This window comes from Acidovorax sp. M2(2025), assembly GCF_049330835.1.
In the GTDB taxonomy this organism is placed as follows: Bacteria; Pseudomonadota; Gammaproteobacteria; order Burkholderiales; family Burkholderiaceae_C; genus Acidovorax.
Genome location: NZ_CP186262.1, coordinates 3,956,547 through 3,972,717 on the forward strand (window position 1 = coordinate 3,956,547; position 16,171 = coordinate 3,972,717).

Consider the following 16,171-nt stretch of genomic DNA (forward strand, 5'->3'; position numbering starts at 1 on the left):
TTCAAAAGGTTGGCAGGGGTGGCGGATCAAGCGGAGGGGCTGGCCGGGCGGATGCCGAACCAGATGGAGTACATGGCCGGCAGGAACACGAGCGTGAGCACCGTCCCGGCCAGCGTGCCGCCGATCAGGGTGTAGGCCAGCGTTCCCCAGAACACCGAGTGCGTCAGCGGGATGAAGGCCAGCACGGCGGCCAGGGCCGTCAGGATCACGGGGCGGGCCCGCTGCACCGTGGCTTCCACCACGGCGCGGAAGGGGTCCAGCCCGGCGTGCTCGTTCTCGCGGATCTGGCCGATCAGGATCAGCGTGTTGCGCATCAGGATGCCCGAGAGCGCGATCAGCCCCACCAGCGCGTTGATGCCAAAGGGTTGCTGGAACAGCAGCAGCGTGGGCACCACGCCGATCAGGCCCAGCGGGCTGGTCAGAAAGACCATCACCATTGCCGGAATCGAGCGAACCTGCACGATGAGGATGAGCAAGGTGACCGCCAGCATGATGGGGAAGATCGGCAGCATCGCGACCGTCGCCTTGCCCGACTCTTCGATGGAGCCCGCCTCGACGATGCGGTAGCCGCTGGGCAGCTGGTCCATGACGGGGCGCAGCTGCCGGGTGATGGCCGCCGACACATCGGGCGGCTGCAGGCCTTCGGCAATGTCGCCGCGCACGGTGATGGTGGGCACCCGGTCGCGCCGGCGCATCACGGGGTCTTCCATGCGCACGTCCACCGTGCCCACCTGGGACAGCGGGATGCGCTGCCCCGCCGATCCCACCAGCGAAAAGCCGGCGATCTTCGCGGGGTCGAGCCGGATGCCGCCCGCCGCGCGGCCGACCACCTGCACCGAGCGAATGTCCTCGCGCACGTCCGTCAGCGGTACCCCGCTCAGCAGGAACTGCAGCTGCAGCGCAACGGAGCTGGCGCTCAGGCCGACGGCGTGCAGCCGGTCCTGGTCGAGCGCGAAGTGCAGGCTGGGCACCCGCGAACCCCAGTCCGTGTTGACGGTGCGCATCATGGGGCTGGCGTGCAGCACGGCCTCGACCTGCGCGGCGATCTCGCGCAGCTTGGCGGGGTCCGGCCCCATGACGCGGTAGGCCACCGGAAAAGGCGACGGGGGGCCAAACACAATCTGGGTGACACGCACCCGCGCCTCGGGCGCCAGCCCCGCGGCCACGGCCTCGCGCAGCCGGAACTTGAGCGCCTCCCGCTCCTGGTCGTTGCCCGTGAGTGCGACGATCTTGGCGAACGAGGGGTCGGGCAGCTCCGGCGGCATGGCCAGGAAGAAGCGGGGCGCGCCCTGGCCGATGTAGGACGTCACGATCCGGGCCTCCTTCTGCTGCGCCAGCCAGGCCTCGACCTTCGCCGTCGCGGCGCTGGTCTGCCCGATGGACGTGCCGTAGGGCATCTGCACTTCCACCAGCACCTCCGGCCGGTCGGAGGTGGGGAAAAACTGCTTTCCAACCCACGACATGCCGAGCACCGACACCACGAACAGCGCGACCACGGTGCTGGCCACCATCCATTTGCGCGCGATGACGCGCCCCAGCAGTTGGCGAAAGCGGTTGTAGCGGGGGGTGTCGTAGAGGGCAGCGGCGAGCGCGGTATGGCTGCTGTGGGTCTTTTTGATGTCCGGCAGCAGCTTGACGCCCAGATAGGGGGTGAAGACAACCGCGACCACCCACGAGGCGATCAGCGCGATGCCGACGATCCAGAACATGTTGCTGGTGTATTCGCCTGCCGTGGACCGCGCGAACCCGTTGGGCATGAAGCCCACCGCCGTGACCAGCGTGCCGGACAGCATGGGCGCGGCGGTCAGGCTCCATGCGTAGGCGGAGGCGGCGATGCGGCTGTAGCCCTCCTCCATCTTCACCACCATCATTTCGACGGCAATGATGGCGTCGTCCACCAGCAGCCCGAGCGCCAGGATCAGCGAGCCCAGCGTGATGCGGTCGAAGTTCTTGCCGCTGGCGTACATCACCAGAAAGACCGCAGCCAGCGTCAGCGGGACAGCCGCGGCCACCACGATGCCGACGCGCCAGCCCATGCTGACGAAGCTCACCAGCATGACGACCAGCAACGCGACAAAGAACTTCACCATGAACTCATCCACCGCCGAGCGGATGTTGACGGCCTGATCGGTCACCTTGGTCAGCGTCATGCCCAGTGGAAGCGCCGCGTTGATCTGGGTGACTTCCGCTTCCAGCGCCTTGCCCAGGTCCAGCCCGTTCCAGTCGTCGCGCATCACCACGCCGAGCAGCAGGGCGGGTTCGCCGCCGTTGCGCACCAGGAAGGTGGCAGGGTCCTCGTAGCCGCGCTCCACGGTGGCTACGTCCACCAGCTTCAGCGTGCGGCCCTGGGCGACGACCGGCGTCTGCCGGATCTTCTCCAGGTTGTCGAAGGCGCCCTCGACGCGAAGGAAGACCTGCGGCCCCCGGGTCTCGATGGAGCCGGCGGGGGTCAGCAGGTTCTGGCCGTTGAGCGCCGCGAAAATATCCTGCGGCGCAACGCCCAGCGTCGCCAGGCGCTCGTGGGAAAACGACACGAAGATGCGCTCGGCCTGCTCCCCGATGATGTTGACCTTCTTCACGCCGGCCACATGCAGCAGCTGCTGGCGCAGTGCCTCCGCCTGGCGCACCAGCAGCCGTTGCGGCTCGCCCTGGGCCTTGAGCGCGAAGAGCGCAAACGTCACGTCCGCGTATTCATCGTTGACCATGGGGCCGATGACGCCGGCGGGCAGCTTGCGGGCCTCGTCCGCAATCTTCTTGCGGGCTTGATAGAACTCGGACTGGACCTCCGACGGCGGCGCGCTGTCCAGCAAGGACACCATGGTGAACGCGAGCCCGGGGCGGGTGTAGGTCTCGGTGCGGTCGTACCAGCGCAGCTCCTGCAAGCGCTTTTCCAGCGGCTCGGCCACCTGGTCCTGCATCTCCTGCGCCGTTGCGCCCGGCCAGGCGGTGATGACCGTCATCTGCTTGATCGTGAACGGCGGGTCTTCCGCGCGGCCGAGCTTGAAGAACGCCAGAATGCCCGCCGCAGAGACCAGGAAGATCAGGAACAGCGTGATGGCCCGCTCGCGCACCGCGAGCGCCGACAGGTTGAAACGGCCTGGGTTCACGGACGCGCTCCTTCGGCCGGGCGGGCCGCAGCCAGCTCCGCCACCCGGACGGTTTCACCCTCGCGCAGCAAGTGCGCCCCGAGCGCGACGATCCGCTCCCCCCGCTGGATCTTGCCCACGACGTTGGCCGCCGCGTCGTCCAGGCGCTGCACCGCGACGGGCTGCCAGGCTACCGTGGCGGGCTCGCCCCGCAGAACCCACACGCCCGGGCCCTTGCCCGCATCAAACAGCGCGCCCAGGGGCACCTGCAGCACCGGCGCGCCACCCTCCCCCGCCAAGCGCCCGTCAGGGATGCGGACGACCACCGTGGCGCCCAGCGGGGCGCTGGCCAGTTCCGCGTCGAGCACATAGCGCGCCTCGAACGTGCGCGTCAGCCGGTCGGCCGACTGGGACAGCTGCCGCAACGTGGCCGTGGTCGCCTTGCCTTCCCTGCCGAACAAGGAGGCCTGCGCGGTGGAGCCCACGGCGGGGCGCAGTGTCTCCGGCAGCTGGATGAGCGCTTCGCGGCGGCCCGCGTGGGCCAGGCGGACCACGGGCTGTCCGGCGCCCACGACCTGGCCGGGTTCGGCCAGCGTTTCCACGACCACGCCGTCGCCATCGGCCACCAGCTCCGCGTAGCGGCTGGCGTTGCGGGCGACGTCGGCCTGGGCCTCGGCCGCGCTGAGCTGCGCCTGGGCAGCGTCGGCTGCGGCTTTCGCCTGGTCATAGGCCGTGGCGGAGACGGCACCGGTGCCGCGCAGGTCGCGGTAGCGCGCCTCGTCCTCGGCCGTCTGGCGCGCCCGGGCGCGCGCGGCGGCAACTGCCTCTTGCTGCGCATGGGCCGCCAGCCTCAGGTCGGCAGGATCAAGGCGCAGCAGGGGCTGGCCGCGCTTGACCGCCTGGCCCGCGTCCACCAGCCGCTCCAGCACCTTGCCCGGGACGCGAAATCCCAGGTCGCTCTGCACCCGCGCCGCCACGGTGCCCGTGAACGCGCGCGAACCTGCGGGCGCGTCCTGCACAAGGGCCGTGCGCACCAGGGGCGCCTCGGTGCGGGGGTCGGGGGGCGCCTCGTCGCCGCAGGCCACCAGGGCCCACGGCACGGCACACATGAAAAACGAAGCAAGGCGAAGCCGAGGCATGAAAGTCCCTTGAGCAAATGGATCGGGACTTTCATTTTTATTCTTGTGACCAGTTTAGTCAATAGTCACAATCAAAATTTCTCAGCAAGCTACGGCGACAGGCTGCGCAGCACCAGGCTGGAGAGTTGGGCGGGCGCCTCTTCGGCACAGTCCAGGCTGTGCTGCAGGATCAGCGGATTCAAATAGGGGCGCATCACCAGGTGGATGGCGGCCACGGTTTCGTCCAGGGGCGTCTTGCGCTCGAAATCGCCGGATTGCCGCCCCTCCTGCAGGATCTCCCGCAGCAGCGCCTGCAGCCGCTCCTCGTACACCACGGTGGCCTGCCAGCGCTCCGTGGCCGCGGACGCCGCGATCTCGTAGAGCTTTCGGTCCTGGAAGAACAGGCGCAGGCTGGATTCGACAATGGCCTTGAACATGCGCCGCAGCTTCTCCGGCGGGCGCTCGGCCTGCGCCACGGCGGCGCGGACCTCGCTCTCGATACCGCCCAGGCAGTTCGCGCAGATCATTTCGCCGATGGCCTGCTTGGACTCGAAGAACTTGTAGATGTAGGCCTTGGAGAAGCCGATGACCTTGGCAAGATCGGAAACGGTGGTTTTTTCGTAGCCATAGCGGCTGAAGTGCTCGGTGGCGGCGGCCACGATCTGGCTTCGCACCTCATGGTCGGCAGGCCCGCGGGGCGCCCCGGGCAAAGAACTGGTCTTGGTCATGGGCGCCAGCTTACGCGATGGAGGGAGACTAGACAACAAGTGACTATTTAGTATTATGGTCACAACCTAACAGTCCACTGCGCACACCCATGTCCTCCCACCGCCCCCTTGCCGCGCTCCTGGCCGCCAGTCTGTTGTCTGGCTGCGCCGTGGGCCCCAACTACCTTCAGCCCGGCCTGCCACTGCCCGAGCGGTTCCACGGCCAGCAAGCCGCGGTCCAGCCCGCCAGGTCTGGCAGCCGCCAAGCCGATCTCGCCACGTGGTGGACGGGGTTTGGCGACCCGCAGCTGGCGCGGTACGTCGCGCTGGCACTGGAGCAGAACCTCGACCTCGCGCAGGCAGCTGCACGCGTGGCGCAAGCGCGCGCCGGGCTGGGGGCTGCCAGCGCCGCTCTGCTGCCGATCGGCACGGTGTCCGGGCAGGCCAGCCGGACCTACCCGTCGGTGGAAACCCCGCTGGGGCAGGTCTTGAACGCCGCGCCGGGGTTTGACCGCCATGGCAGCGCGTACGAAGCGAACCTGGGCGCCAGCTGGGAGCTGGACCTCTTCGGCGGCCTGCGCCGGGGGCGCGAGGCCGCGCTGGCCGAATACCAGTCGTCCGAAGCCGGCGCCCTGGCCGCGCGCCTGGCCGTGGCGGCGCAGACAGCCGACACCTACCTCACCGCGCGCGGGTTGCAGGCCCGCCTGGGCGTTGCCCGGCAGCAGGAGACGACACAGCAGGACATGCTCGCGCTTGTCCGTCTGCTGCGCGGCAAGGGCTTGGCCGCAGACCTGCAGGTGGATCAGGCCGAAGGCGCCCTGGCCCAGGCCCTGGCCGCCATCCCGGTGCTGGAAACGGGCCTGGACGTGGCTGCGAACGCCCTGGACGTCTTGCTGGGCTCGGCGCCCGGCACCCACCGCAGCGAGCTGGACCCGGCGGCCGGCATTCCCGCCGCCCCGCGCATCGCGGCCACCGGCACGCCTGGCGACCTGCTGCGGCGCCGGCCGGACCTGGTTGCGGCAGAGCGCCGCCTGGCCGCTGCCAACGCGCGCATCGGCATGGCGGTTGCCGAGTACTACCCCCAGTTCTCGCTGGCGGGCATGGTCGGCAGCGCCACGTCCGTGTCGGGCAGCCACCTGTTCACCGCCGGCGCCAGCCAGGCCGCCGGCGTGCTGGGCCTGCGCTGGCGCCTGTTCGACTTCGCGCGCATCGACTCGCAGATCGCGCAGGCCCGGGGCCAGGAAGCTGAACTGCTGGCGGCTTACCGGCTGGCGGCCTTGCGGGCCACCGAAGACGTGGAGAACGCCTTGTCGGCACGGAGCCGGCGCGAAGAGCAGGCCGCCATGCTGAACCAGGGGGTGGACGCGCTGGGCCGCGCGCGGGGCGCGGCGTTCGCCGCGTACCGCAAGGGTGTCGCCAGCCGGGTGGAAGTGCTGCAGGCGGACGAACAGCTCCTGCGGGCGGCCGACGCCCGCATCCAAGCGCAAACCGAATCAGCGCGCGCCGCCGTGGCCACCTTCAAGGCCCTGGGCGGCGGCTGGGAGCCCGCCGAACTGGGGCCCGTGGCACAGCGGTAGCCGCCCGCGCCCAGCGGATCGGGAGCCTGCACGCGGGGACGCTCGCCAGGGAAGCACGCCGACCTGCACGCACGGCGATTTCCGACAACGCCGGTGCGGCGCCGGGGGCTCAATGAGAGCGTGGAGGCGCTCCAGACAAGCCGCGACAACTGCCCCAAGGCACAACGCTGGCGGGCGCCGCCGTTCTGCCCCGCGAGGTCGCCATGAAACTGCCCAAGACCCCAACTTTGTCGGCCCCCCACCTGCGCGGCTCGATTGCCGGCGAGGAAGACCCCGGCGCCGCGCTGGACGTGGTGCGCAGCCTGCTGGCGCAGCAGCGGCCCCGCAGGGCCGGGCGCCACCCCGCTCAACCGCACCGCGCCGCAGATCCATATCGACTGCGCCGAGGGCGGCGAGCACATTGATGTGGCAGTCACCTGGCACCCGGCCGCCCTGCACAGTGGTACCCCCCGGCCCGTGGACCACAGCCCCGCCGATCTGCTGGGCCTGGTGCTGGCCTACCACGGCACCATCGCCAACACGGCGTGGTCGCGCTTTCGTGCCACCGGACAGCGACAGGTGGCCCTGGAGGTGGACGAGGACGACGACGGCGTCTTCTACGTGAACCTCAAGGATGCGTGATCGGCCAGGCGGTCGGAGGGGGACGCGGCAGACCATCTCGGCACACTAGTGCCCCACGTACCGCCCCGGCCGGTGGCTGATCCACAGAAAGCCGCTCATCACCAGCACGGCCAGCACCGAGTAGGCCACGCGCTCCATCGGCACCACGAACAGGGCGGCCAGCACCACGGTGCCGTCGATCATCATCTGCACCATGCCCGCGCGCAGGCCGTAGCGGTGCTGCAGGTACAGCGACACCACGGTGGCGCCCCCCAGGCTGGAGTGGTGGCGGGCCAGGAACAGGCAGCCCGTGCCCAGCAGCAGCCCGCCCAGCACGGCGGCAAACAGGGGGTTGAGGTAGTCCACGTGCAGGACGTGCGGGAACAGCTCGGTCAGCAGCGACAGCAGGCCGACGCACAGGAAGGTCTTGACAGTGAATTCGCGCCCCATGCGCGTCCAGGCAAACCAATAGAACGGCAGGTTCACCGCAAAGAACAGCTTGCCGAACGAAATACCCGTCACGTAGTGCAGCAAGAACGCCACCCCGGCCGTGCCGCCCACCAGCAGCCCCGCCTGGTTGAACAGCATGAGCGCCATGGCGACGAACAGCGTGCCGGCAAACAAGGCCTGCGCATCTTCAAAGGTGCCGTGGCGCAGCGAAGGGGGCGGAGGAGCGTCGGGGAGGGGCATGGCGAATGGCAGGATGGTGGCGGTCGGTTCGGCGCGTGGCAAGAGCAGGACACAGGCATTGCAAGCCACATGCCAGGGCGGCGCATGGGCCCCTGGCGGTGGCCGCGGGCTGACGGGGTGATTGTGGGCGAACCGGCGCTGCCGGTTGCACTTCAAGGCCGGCTCACTACACTGGATGGGCCATGCCGTTTTCCCCCGCTTTCCACCCCCGCCTGCTGTATGCCCTGCGCCACTACGACCGCAACCGCTGGCTGGCCGACGTGGGGGCGGGTGTCACGGTGGGCATCGTGGCGCTGCCGCTGGCCATGGCCTTCGCGATTGCCAGCGGCCTCAAGCCCGAGGCGGGGCTGTGGACGGCGATCATCGCGGGGTTCCTGATCTCGGCCCTGGGCGGCACCAATGTGCAGATCGGCGGGCCTGCGGGCGCGTTCATCGTGATCGTGTACGGCATCGTCGAGCGCTACGGCCTGGCCAACCTGCTGATTGCCACCGCCTGCGCGGGCGTGCTGCTGGTGCTGCTGGGGCTGTTCCGCCTGGGCACGCTGGTGCGCTTCGTGCCGGTGAGCATCGTCATCGGGTTCACCAACGGCATTGCGGTGCTGATTGCGCTGTCGCAGGTGAAGGACTGGCTGGGCCTGTCCATCGACCGCATGCCGGGCAACTTCTTCTCGCAGATCGACACGCTCGCGCGGCACCTGGACAGCTTCAACCCCTACGCTTTCGGCCTGGGCACGGCGTGCGTGGCCGGGCTCTTCGTGTGGCCCCGGCTCATGATGAAGGGCTCGCCCGTGATGCAGGTGCTGGAGCGCCACACGGTGCGCACCTTTGCCCGCGTGCCCGCGCCGGTGGTGGCGCTGGTCACGCTGAGCCTGTTGTCCTGGGCGTTGAAGCTCCCCGTGGAGACCATCGGCACCCGGTTTGGCGGCATTCCGCAGGCGCTGCCGGCCTTTGTGCTGCCCGACTTCTCCTGGGACACGGTGCGTCTGCTGGTAACGCCCACGGTGACCATCGCGCTGCTGGGCGCCATCGAATCGTTGCTGTGCGCCCGCGTGGCCGACCAGCTGGCCACCGACCCGCACCACCAGAAGCACGACCCCAACCAGGAATTGGTGGCCCTGGGCATGGCCAACCTGGTGGTGCCCTTCTTTGGCGGCATGCCGGCCACCGGCACCATTGCGCGCACCGTCACCAACCTGCGCGCCGGCGCCACCTCGCCCGTAGCGGGCATGGTGCATGCCCTCACCCTGGCGGTGATTGTGCTGGTGGCGGCGCCGCTGGCGCTGCACATTCCGCTGGCCGTGCTGGCGGGGATCCTGCTGTCCGTGGCGTGGAACATGGGCGAATGGCACGAGTTCTTGCGCCTGCGCCATTTCACCAACCACTACCGGCTGCTGATGCTGGGCACCTTCTTCCTGACCGTGGTGTTCGACCTGACGGTGGCGGTGGAGGTCGGCCTGTTCATGGCCTGCGCCCTGTTCGTGCGGCGCATGGGCGAGCAGTTCCGCGTGGAGCGGCTGCCGGAGCCGCCGCTGCCCGCCGGGGATGCCGCCCTGCCGCCGGGCCCGCGCCCCGTGGCCGCCTGGCGCCTGCGGGGCGCGCTGTTCTTTGGCGCAGCCGCCAAGATCGACCCCATCCTGCAGGCGGTGGAGGCCGGGCCGCCCGGCATGGACGTGGTGCTGGATGCGCGCGACCTGGTGGTGCTGGACACCACGGGGCTGGACGCGCTGGCGCAAGTCCTCAAGGCGGTGGCGGCGCGCGGCGGCCGGCTGTCCGTGCAGAACGCGCCCGAGCAGCCGCGCTCGCTCATGCAGCGCTCGGGCTTTGCCGCGCGGCTGGCCGCGCAGGGGCTGGAAGACCTGCCGGTCTGATCTGCACGGACCGGGTGGGCGCCCTGGGACGGCCTTACTTGCCGCCCTTGAATTCCGGCGCGTCCAGGTCCTCGCCCGTCTGGGTGCGCAGCACGGTGTGGTCGGGCCCATAGACCACGGTGAACACCTTGGACTGGTTGGGCGCCTCCAGGTAGCGCCAGTCGGCATGGGTTTCGCGCTTGAGCTCGTAGGGCGTGACCTTGGCGGGCTTGCCCAGCAGCCGCCGCACGGCGTCCATGCCCATGCCGGGCTGCACCCGGGCGAAGTTCTCGGGCGTGAGCACCTGGCGCACGCCCACCAGCCGGCCGTCGGCACCCAGGGTGATCATGTAGTTGACCTGGCCGGCCGGCTGGCGGTTGTATTCAAAGGTGCGGGCGCCGCCGGGTTCGTCCCACACGTTTTCGGGGGCGCCAAAGCGGTCGCGCACGTCGGCTTCGGTGGAAACGCCCTCCTTCAGCTCGCTGATACGCTGCGGGTCGCAGGCGGCCAGGGCCAGCAGGCCCACGGTGGCGGCGGCCAGTGCCGCGGCACGGATTCTCAAGCGCATAGATTCGTCCCGGTAAAATTCATCGAAAGAGGTTAACTGTCCATGTCCATTTTCCGCCGCCCCGACTATCAGTCCGACGCCACCCAGTTCATCAACCAGCTCAAGGCCAGCCGGCCCGAGCTGGAACAGCAGCAGCAGGCGGGCCGCGCGCTGCTGTGGGACAAGCAGGTGGACCGCACCATCTGGAACGAGTACCGCCAAGGCCGCGTGGTGCAAAAGCCCTACGTCTACCAGACCAACGCGGACTGATGATCCGAACGGCCTCCAGTGCTTGCCTGACAAGCGCTGGACGCTAACAAAATCATAGCACCATGACTACCGCGAACGACGCCGACGGGGCCGATTCGCCGCTGGGCGCTGCGCTGGACGCCGCCGGCATGCCCGAGGTGGTCGACCAGGTGGCGCTGGCGCGCCTGTACGGCGAGCCGCTGTTTGCGCTGCCGCAGGACCTGTATATCCCGCCCGACGCGCTGGAGGTGTTCCTCGAGGCCTTCGAAGGCCCGCTGGACCTGCTGCTCTACCTGATCCGCAAGCAGAACTTCAACATCCTGGACATCCCCATGGTGGGGGTGACCAAGCAGTACCTGGCGTATGTGGATGAGATCCGCAGCCGCAACCTGGAGCTGGCGGCCGAGTATTTGCTGATGGCGGCGATGCTCATCGAGATCAAGTCGCGCATGCTGCTGCCGCCCAAGAAGCAGGAGGGCGGCGAGGAGCCCGAGGACCCGCGCGCCGAGCTGGTGCGCCGCCTGCTCGAATACGAGCAGATGAAGATGGCCGCCATGCGCCTGGCCAACCTGCCGCAGTACGGGCGGGACTTCCTGAAGGCGCAGGTGTACATCGAGCAAAGCCTGCAGCCGCGCTTTCCGGACGTGCACGTGGTGGACCTGCAGGAGGCCTGGCGCGACATTTTGAAGCGCGCCAAGCTCGTGCAGCACCACAAGATCACGCGCGAAGAGCTGAGCGTGCGCGAATACATGAGCATGGTGCTCAAGACCCTGCAAGGCCGGCGCTTCGTGGAGTTTGAAGAGCTGTTCCACCCCGAAGACGGCAGCACCGTGCTGGTGGTCACCTTCATCGCGCTGCTGGAGCTGGCCAAGGAAACGCTGATCGAGATCACGCAGGCCGAGGCCTTCGCCCCCATTTACGTGCGCCTCGCCTATACCCCGGCATGACACCGGCATGACACCCCCTGAGTCGCCTTCGGCGCCTTCCCCCTCTCCTTCGGGAGGGGGACGCCACCGGTGGCCTGGCGAAGCCAGTTCCACGGTGGCCCCCGCCTGAAGTCGCGCCCCTTTCCAAGGCAACGACGGACCTCTATGGCATCCCACGATTTCGACGTCCTCATCGTAGGCAGCGGCCTTGCCGGCCTTTCGGCCGCGCTGCACCTGGCGCCCACGCACCGCGTGGCCGTGATCACCAAGCGCACCCTGCACGACGGCTCCAGCGCCTGGGCCCAGGGCGGCATTGCCGCCGTGCTGGCCGACGACGACAGCTTTGCCGCCCACATCCAGGACACGCTGGTCGCGGGCGCCGGCCTGTGCGACCTGGCCACCACGCGCTTCGTGGTGGAGAACGCGCCCGAGTCCATCGCCTGGCTGCGCGGCCTGGGCGTGCCCTTCACGCTGGAAGGCGACCAGCTGCACCTCACGCGCGAGGGCGGCCACAGCGCGCGCCGCATCGCCCACGTGACCGACGCCACGGGCGCGGCCGTGCAGCGCACGCTGATCGACGTGGTGCGCAGCACGCCCGGCATCACGCTGTTCGAGCAGCACACGCTGGTGGACCTGATCACCACGCGCAAGCTGGGCCTGCCCGGCCACCGCTGCCTGGGGCTGTATGCGCTGGACAGCGACACCGACGAGGTGGTCACCTTCCGCGCGCCGCAGACCATCCTGGCCACCGGCGGCGCGGGCAAGGTGTACCTGTACACCACCAACCCCGACACCGCCACGGGCGACGGCATTGCCGCCGCCTGGCGCGCGGGCTGCCGCGTGGCGAACATGGAGTTCATCCAGTTCCACCCCACGGGGCTGTACCACCCGCACGAAAAGTCCTTCCTCATCAGCGAGGCCGTGCGCGGCGAAGGCGGGCAGCTCAAGCTGCCCCCCTCGGCCGGCGGCAAGCGCTTCATGCTGGACCACGACCCGCGGGCCGAACTGGCCCCGCGCGACGTGGTGGCACGCGCCATCGACTTCGAGATGAAGAAGCACGGCCTGGACTGCGTGCACCTGGACATCTCGCACCAGAGCCCCGCCTTCCTGCAAGAGCACTTCCCGAACATCCTGGCGCACTGCGCGTCGCTGGGCATCGACATCACCCGCGAGCCCATCCCCGTGGTGCCCACCGCCCACTTCACCTGCGGCGGCGTGCTGACCGACCTGGCCGGCCGCACCGACCTGCCCGGCCTGTATGCCGTGGGCGAGGTGGCCTGCACCGGCCTGCACGGCGCCAACCGGCTGGCCAGCAATTCGCTGCTGGAATGCATGGTGTTCGCCCGAGCCGCCGCCCAGGCGATCGCGGCAGCCCCAACCACAGAACTGCCGGCCGTGCCCGCATGGGACGACAGCCGCGTGACCGATGCCGACGAGTGCGTGGTCATCTCGCACAACTGGGACGAGCTGCGCCGCTTCATGTGGGACTACGTGGGCATCGTGCGCACCAACAAGCGCCTGGAGCGCGCGGCCCACCGCATCGCCATGCTGCAGGCCGAGATCCAGGAGTTCTACGCGCACTTCCACGTCACGCGCGACCTGCTGGAGCTGCGCAACCTGGTGCAGGTGGCCGGCCTGATCGTGAAAAGCGCCCAGCTGCGCCGCGAGAGCCGGGGCCTGCACTACAGCCGCGACTACCCCGACCTGGCGGCGCCGGCGGCCCCCACCATCCTCGTGCCGCCCGCCGCCTGAGCGGCCCCCCCGAACAATCCCGAGGAGGATACCGCACGATGACGGTTGGATGTTTTGTGACCGGCACCGACACCGGCGTCGGCAAGACGCTGGTGGCAGCGGCCCTGCTGCACACCCTGGCACGCCACCACCGCCGCGTGGTGGGCATGAAGCCCGTGACCACGGGCGTGGTGCCGTGGGGCGAGGACTGGGCCAGCGAAGACGTGATCGCCCTGCGCACCGCCTCCACCGTGGCCGCGCCGCCGGCACTGGACAACCCGGTGCTGCTGCACGACTGCCTGCCGCCCCACATCGCGGCGGCACGGGCCGGCGTGCAAGTGGACCTGGCCGCGCTGGTCGGGGCCTACCAGACCTTGGCGGCCCATACCGACGCGGTGGTGGTGGAGGGCGCGGGCGGCTTTCTGGAGCCGCTTTCCGACACGCTCACCGGCGCCGACCTGGCCCAGGCCCTGGCCCTGCCGGTGGTGCTGGTGGTGGCCCTGCGCCCAGGCTGCCTGAACCATGCGCTGCTCACCGCCGAGGCGGTTCGCGCGCGCGGGCTCACACTGGCCGGCTGGGCGGCCAACCGCACCGAGCCTGGCGTGGAGGCCGCCGACGAGACCGTGGCCTGCCTGCGCGCCCGGCTGGATGCACCGCTGTGGGCCGACGTGCCCTACCAGGACCTGCCGGAAGCGCGCAGCTTGGCCCTGGCCCTGCCGCCGCACTGGGCATGACCCGCGGCCGCCAGCGGCCCGGCCCCGCCCGTACACTGGCGCGCCGCCCTCGCGGTACCGAACGGACCTCCCATGCCCCACCTCACCATTGAATACTCCGCCAACCTGCCCCACTACCCCGAGGCAGAGACCCTGGCGGCGCTGAACGCCGCCCTCTGCGCCCATCCGGAGGTGCAGGACGAGGCCGACCTGAAAAGCCGCTTCATCGTGGCAGACAGCTTCGAGATCGGCACCGCGCCGGCCCAGCGCGCCTTTGTCCACGCGCAGCTGCGCCTGCTGGCCGGCCGCTCGCCCGAGGCGAAGAAGGAACTGTCCGCGCGCATCGCCGACGTGCTGCGCGAGCGCACACCCCGCCCCCAGGGCGTGATGGTGCAGCTCAGCGTGGAAGTGGTGGACATGGACCGCGGGTCGTACGCCAAGGAACGGCTGTAACCGGCGGCCGCCGGACCACCCCGGCGCCGCCGGAACCCGCGGCGTTACGGGGCCGCAGGCTGCAGCTCGGCCGCGAGCCAGCCGCGCAGGCTGTTGATGAACGCCCAGGCGCGCACGCTCGGCAGGTCGTCCACGCGCAGCACGGCCTCGGTCACGCGGCCTTCGCGCAGGGCCAGCGCACGGCCCACGCCGGGCAGCAGGCCGCAGGACAGCGGCGGCGTGATCCAGCGGCCATCCTGAAGCTGGGCGGCCAGGTTGCCGAAGGTGCCCTCGGTGATCTCGCCCGCGGGGTTCCACAGCACTGTGTCGAACACGCCCGGCGTAGTGGGCGCAAAGGCCGCATAGTGCTCGCGGCGCGTGGTCTTGTAGCGCACGAACTCGCTGTGCGCGGCCTCGAACGGCTGGGCGGCCAGTTGCAGCCGCACGGGCTCGGCCGTGGGCTGCAGCGCAAAGGCCTCGGCCCGGGCGCTGCCGTCCGGCGCCAGCAGCAGGCGCACGCGCCAGTGGCCGCGCAGGTGGCGCAGGGCCGTCACCTGCAGCTCCTGCCGCACGGCATGGGCGTTGAAGGCATAGCCGAAATGCGCCGCGGCCTCGCCCATGCGGCGCACGTGCAGGTCGGCGTGGGGGAACTTGCCCTCGTGCAGGCCCAGGGTTTCCAGGATCTCGAACGGCATGCTGGCCCTTTCAACAAACGCGCGCTTGTGGCGCCACTCCAGCCACTCGGCCTGCGCACCGGCGTCGGCCGTGATGCCGCTGCCGATGCCGCAGGTGGCTGCTACCGCCCCGCTGCGGTCCGCCGCCGTGCGCAGCACCACGGTGCGGATGGGTACGTTGAAGGTGGCCGCCACTGCGCAGTGGCCCTGCGCACCGGGCGGCCCGGCCGGGCGCACCACGCCCACCGCGCCGCAGTAGACGCCGCGGGGCGCGGCCTCCAGCTCGCGGATCAGCTGCATGGCGCGCACCTTGGGCGCGCCGGTGACCGAGCCGCACGGGAACAGCGCCGCAAACACGTCGGCCAGCGTGGTGCCCGGCCGCGTGCGGGCCGTCACGTCCGAGGTCATCTGCCACACGGTGGGCAGCGGCTCGGTGTGGAACAGCGCGGGCACCTGCACCGTGCGCGGCAGCGCAATGCGCGAGAGGTCGTTGCGCAGCAGGTCCACGATCATCACGTTCTCGGCGCGCTCCTTGGGCGCCGTGCGCAGGTGCTCGGCATGGGCCGCGTCCTGCGCGGGCGTGGCGCCGCGCGGCGCCGTGCCCTTCATGGGGCGGGCCAGGATGTGGCCGGCCGCGGGGTCGTCGTCCCGCCAGTCGAAGAACAGCTCGGGCGAGACCGACAGCACCTGCTCGCCGCCCGCGTCGATGTGCGCGGCGTAGCCGCCGGGCTGGGCCCGCTGCAGGGCCGCGAACAGCGCCGCGCCGTCGCCCTGCTGCAGCACGCCGTGCAGCGGCGCGGTGAAGTTGATCTGGTACAGCTCGCCCGCGCGGATGGCGGCCTGCATGCGCTGCAGGGCGCCGTCAAACTGGGCCCGCGTGAGCGCCGGGGTCCACGCCACCTGGGCCGGCGGGCCGCTGCGATCGGCCGCCTCGGGCCAGGGCGCAGGCGCGTCGTGCTCGGCAAACCAGGCCAGCGGGCCGTCGGCCGCATGGGTGCGCAGGGCGGGGTCGAACGCGGCCGCCGCCTCGTAGCGCACGTAGCCCAGGCACCAGCGCCCCTGCTGCGCGGCGGCGTGCACGGCCTCCAGCACGGGTCGCACCTCGGCCAGCGTGCGGGCCACCCACACGCGGCGCGGCGTGCCGAACGCGTGCCGCAGCCGGGGCGCCGCCGGGCCCTGCAGCGGCTGCGCGAAGTCGATCAGGGAAATCCCCATCAAATCAGGCTCCAGCGCTTATTTAGCAAGCGCAAATAGCTATTATTTTAATAGCAAAC

14 protein-coding genes are annotated in these 16,171 nt (G+C 70.2%); 8 read left to right on the forward strand and 6 right to left on the reverse strand.

Going from position 1 to position 16,171, the window contains the following annotated elements; all coding sequences use genetic code 11:
- Nucleotides 1-26: 26 nt before the first annotated feature.
- The 3 genes from ACOYR3_RS18200 to ACOYR3_RS18210 all read right to left on the reverse strand — a co-directional run bounded on the left by ACOYR3_RS18200 (nucleotide 27) and on the right by ACOYR3_RS18210 (nucleotide 4,932).
- On the reverse strand, nucleotides 27-3,107 hold the full coding sequence (locus tag ACOYR3_RS18200; protein WP_422843722.1) for an efflux RND transporter permease subunit: 3,081 nt from the start codon (nucleotides 3,105-3,107) through the stop codon (nucleotides 27-29).
- Entirely contained in the window at nucleotides 3,104-4,225 is a 1,122-nt protein-coding gene (locus tag ACOYR3_RS18205) for an efflux RND transporter periplasmic adaptor subunit (protein ID WP_422843723.1), read from the reverse strand. The genes ACOYR3_RS18200 and ACOYR3_RS18205 overlap by 4 nt, the downstream gene beginning before the upstream one ends.
- A gap of 89 nt (nucleotides 4,226-4,314) precedes the next feature.
- Entirely contained in the window at nucleotides 4,315-4,932 is a 618-nt protein-coding gene (locus tag ACOYR3_RS18210) for a TetR/AcrR family transcriptional regulator (RefSeq protein WP_422843724.1), read from the reverse strand.
- Nucleotides 4,933-5,021: 89 nt separating this feature from the next.
- On the opposite strand from ACOYR3_RS18210, the gene ACOYR3_RS18215 reads away from it, so the two are divergent.
- Together ACOYR3_RS18215 and ACOYR3_RS18220 are read left to right on the forward strand one after the other, a co-directional pair.
- Nucleotides 5,022-6,488: an efflux transporter outer membrane subunit gene (locus ACOYR3_RS18215; protein WP_422843725.1), complete on the forward strand. Its 1,467-nt coding sequence runs from the start codon at nucleotides 5,022-5,024 to the stop codon at nucleotides 6,486-6,488.
- A gap of 255 nt (nucleotides 6,489-6,743) precedes the next feature.
- On the forward strand, nucleotides 6,744-7,109 hold the full coding sequence (locus tag ACOYR3_RS18220) for a hypothetical protein (protein WP_422843726.1): 366 nt from the start codon (nucleotides 6,744-6,746) through the stop codon (nucleotides 7,107-7,109).
- A 45-nt stretch (nucleotides 7,110-7,154) separates the two neighbouring features.
- On the opposite strand, the gene ACOYR3_RS18225 is transcribed toward ACOYR3_RS18220, so the two are convergent.
- Entirely contained in the window at nucleotides 7,155-7,778 is a 624-nt protein-coding gene (locus tag ACOYR3_RS18225; RefSeq protein ID WP_422843727.1) for a YitT family protein, read from the reverse strand.
- 182 nt (nucleotides 7,779-7,960) lie between these two features.
- On the opposite strand from ACOYR3_RS18225, the gene ACOYR3_RS18230 reads away from it, so the two are divergent.
- Nucleotides 7,961-9,646, forward strand: a complete 1,686-nt coding sequence (locus tag ACOYR3_RS18230; protein ID WP_422843728.1) for a SulP family inorganic anion transporter — start codon at nucleotides 7,961-7,963, stop codon at nucleotides 9,644-9,646.
- Between the two features lie 34 nt (nucleotides 9,647-9,680).
- Here ACOYR3_RS18230 and ACOYR3_RS18235 read toward each other — a convergent pair whose 3' ends face one another.
- A complete protein-coding gene (locus ACOYR3_RS18235; RefSeq protein ID WP_422843729.1) occupies nucleotides 9,681-10,193 on the reverse strand; it encodes an outer membrane protein assembly factor BamE in 513 nt (170 codons plus the stop codon).
- A gap of 42 nt (nucleotides 10,194-10,235) precedes the next feature.
- On the opposite strand from ACOYR3_RS18235, the gene ACOYR3_RS18240 reads away from it, so the two are divergent.
- The 5 genes from ACOYR3_RS18240 (at nucleotide 10,236) to ACOYR3_RS18260 (ending at nucleotide 14,244) form a co-directional block, all read left to right on the forward strand.
- Nucleotides 10,236-10,442 carry a DUF3460 family protein gene (locus tag ACOYR3_RS18240; RefSeq protein ID WP_422843730.1) on the forward strand — a complete coding sequence of 69 codons (207 nt, stop codon included), beginning with the start codon at nucleotides 10,236-10,238 and terminating at the stop codon, nucleotides 10,440-10,442.
- 62 nt (nucleotides 10,443-10,504) lie between these two features.
- Nucleotides 10,505-11,368 (forward strand): segregation and condensation protein A, encoded by an 864-nt coding sequence (locus tag ACOYR3_RS18245; protein ID WP_422843731.1) that lies wholly within the window; start codon nucleotides 10,505-10,507, stop codon nucleotides 11,366-11,368.
- A gap of 144 nt (nucleotides 11,369-11,512) precedes the next feature.
- On the forward strand, nucleotides 11,513-13,099 hold the full coding sequence (nadB, locus tag ACOYR3_RS18250; protein WP_422843732.1) for an L-aspartate oxidase: 1,587 nt from the start codon (nucleotides 11,513-11,515) through the stop codon (nucleotides 13,097-13,099).
- A 38-nt stretch (nucleotides 13,100-13,137) separates the two neighbouring features.
- A complete protein-coding gene (gene bioD / locus ACOYR3_RS18255) occupies nucleotides 13,138-13,812 on the forward strand; it encodes a dethiobiotin synthase (RefSeq protein ID WP_422843733.1) in 675 nt (224 codons plus the stop codon).
- A 72-nt stretch (nucleotides 13,813-13,884) separates the two neighbouring features.
- The gene (locus ACOYR3_RS18260; protein ID WP_422843734.1) at nucleotides 13,885-14,244 is read left to right on the forward strand and encodes a 5-carboxymethyl-2-hydroxymuconate Delta-isomerase; all 360 of its coding nucleotides are present in this window, start codon (nucleotides 13,885-13,887) and stop codon (nucleotides 14,242-14,244) included.
- 44 nt (nucleotides 14,245-14,288) lie between these two features.
- Here ACOYR3_RS18260 and ACOYR3_RS18265 read toward each other — a convergent pair whose 3' ends face one another.
- A complete protein-coding gene (locus ACOYR3_RS18265; protein ID WP_422843735.1) occupies nucleotides 14,289-16,112 on the reverse strand; it encodes a chorismate-binding protein in 1,824 nt (607 codons plus the stop codon).
- Nucleotides 16,113-16,171 lie beyond the last annotated feature (59 nt).

Excerpts from the sequence above, each read along its gene's own strand:
- ACOYR3_RS18205 (WP_422843723.1), bottom strand. The coding sequence starts at position 4,225 with ATGCCTCGGCTTCGCCTTGCTTCGTTTTTCATGTGTGCCGTGCCGTGG.
- ACOYR3_RS18210 (WP_422843724.1), bottom strand. The coding sequence starts at position 4,932 with ATGACCAAGACCAGTTCTTTGCCCGGGGCGCCCCGCGGGCCTGCCGAC.
- ACOYR3_RS18215 (WP_422843725.1), top strand. The coding sequence starts at position 5,022 with ATGTCCTCCCACCGCCCCCTTGCCGCGCTCCTGGCCGCCAGTCTGTTG.
- ACOYR3_RS18225 (WP_422843727.1), bottom strand. The coding sequence starts at position 7,778 with ATGCCCCTCCCCGACGCTCCTCCGCCCCCTTCGCTGCGCCACGGCACC.
- ACOYR3_RS18230 (WP_422843728.1), top strand. The coding sequence starts at position 7,961 with ATGCCGTTTTCCCCCGCTTTCCACCCCCGCCTGCTGTATGCCCTGCGC.
- ACOYR3_RS18235 (WP_422843729.1), bottom strand. The coding sequence starts at position 10,193 with ATGCGCTTGAGAATCCGTGCCGCGGCACTGGCCGCCGCCACCGTGGGC.
- ACOYR3_RS18240 (WP_422843730.1), top strand. The coding sequence starts at position 10,236 with ATGTCCATTTTCCGCCGCCCCGACTATCAGTCCGACGCCACCCAGTTC.
- ACOYR3_RS18245 (WP_422843731.1), top strand. The coding sequence starts at position 10,505 with ATGACTACCGCGAACGACGCCGACGGGGCCGATTCGCCGCTGGGCGCT.
- nadB (WP_422843732.1), top strand. The coding sequence starts at position 11,513 with ATGGCATCCCACGATTTCGACGTCCTCATCGTAGGCAGCGGCCTTGCC.
- bioD (WP_422843733.1), top strand. The coding sequence starts at position 13,138 with ATGACGGTTGGATGTTTTGTGACCGGCACCGACACCGGCGTCGGCAAG.
- ACOYR3_RS18260 (WP_422843734.1), top strand. The coding sequence starts at position 13,885 with ATGCCCCACCTCACCATTGAATACTCCGCCAACCTGCCCCACTACCCC.
- ACOYR3_RS18265 (WP_422843735.1), bottom strand. The coding sequence starts at position 16,112 with ATGGGGATTTCCCTGATCGACTTCGCGCAGCCGCTGCAGGGCCCGGCG.